The 1035-nt window shown below is 57.7% G+C and carries 1 protein-coding gene; it reads left to right on the top strand.

Annotated elements, in window-relative coordinates; translation table 11 throughout:
- Positions 1–535 precede the first annotated feature (535 nt).
- Positions 536–892, top strand: a complete 357-nt coding sequence (locus OC610_RS27950; RefSeq protein ID WP_264432829.1) for a DUF6124 family protein — start codon at positions 536–538, stop codon at positions 890–892.
- The last annotated feature ends 143 nt before the right edge of the window (positions 893–1035 follow it).

The raw sequence follows: 1035 nt of genomic DNA, 5'->3' as shown, positions 1-1035 counted from the left end.
GCGAGCAAGCCCGCTCCCACAGGTTTTTGCGGTGCACATGAATTTGTGTCTGCTGAAGATCCAGTGTGGGAGCGAGCTTGCTCGCGATAGCGGTACTTCAGTTACCCAGATTTGGATTGGCTACCGTCATCGCGAGCAAGCTCGCTCCCACAGGATAAACGCAGTCCGATCAAGAACCAGGTCGGCTATCAGGCCGCCTCGGGGAGGACGTTGGTCTCGGCGCCCCGTTAACCACGCTGGCCGAACACAGGCATTGTGGAGTGGGCATCCCGGCATGAGCAATGGATATGTACCCCAACTCAATTCAAAAAAAGCCTACCCGCAAATTTGTGCGAAACATCCCTGATCAAATGAGCGGTCTGTCAGACGCCCTGAAGTTTCCGACATGTTTTTAAGGTTGCCCCTCGGAAGCGAGGGGCCTAGCCTTTGAGTGTCGCTGCCAATTCAGCGACCGGGTTTGACCGTCCGAAAGAATTCAAGGGGCAACTGGCCCGGACGTTTTGTCCTGGGCTCCAATAGTTTAAAGGAGCTTCAATTGAAAAATAATTCTGACATTCCCAAACCCGCCGCCACCTTCCCCTACGGCGACTACGCCCCCGAAAAGCTGAAAGAAGCTGCCGACCGCGCGATGGACCATTACCTCAAGCCCGACAACAGCGAACCAGAACCCAAACCCTCAGTGCAATTGTTCACCGTATCGGACAGCATCGACACCGAAGCCTTGCTGGCCAACCTCAGCGAAACCCTGGCCTCGGCCAATGCGGTGCTCAACGACCTGGCGTTTGGCCTGGAAGGCTCGCGGCGGCATGTGGCGTTGGGGGGGGTGCAGATGATCGAGCTGGGGACGCTGCTGGCGAACAAGGCCCTGGACCGGGTTGAGCTTCGGACTTGATGCCATAGTTGCAAGCCTCATCGTCGGATCGCCGCCCGGAGCAGGCTCCCACAGTGGTTTCGTGTCGTCGACAGATAGGCCAATCGACACCCAACCCTGTGGCGAGGGAGCTTGCTCCCGCTGGGTTTTGTAGGAGCTGGCGA

This window comes from Pseudomonas agronomica (genome assembly GCF_025917275.1).
Classification (GTDB): Bacteria; Pseudomonadota; Gammaproteobacteria; order Pseudomonadales; family Pseudomonadaceae; genus Aquipseudomonas; species Aquipseudomonas agronomica.
The sequence above is the reverse complement of the archived record's forward strand: the minus strand, read 5'-3'. Positions and strand labels throughout refer to the sequence as shown.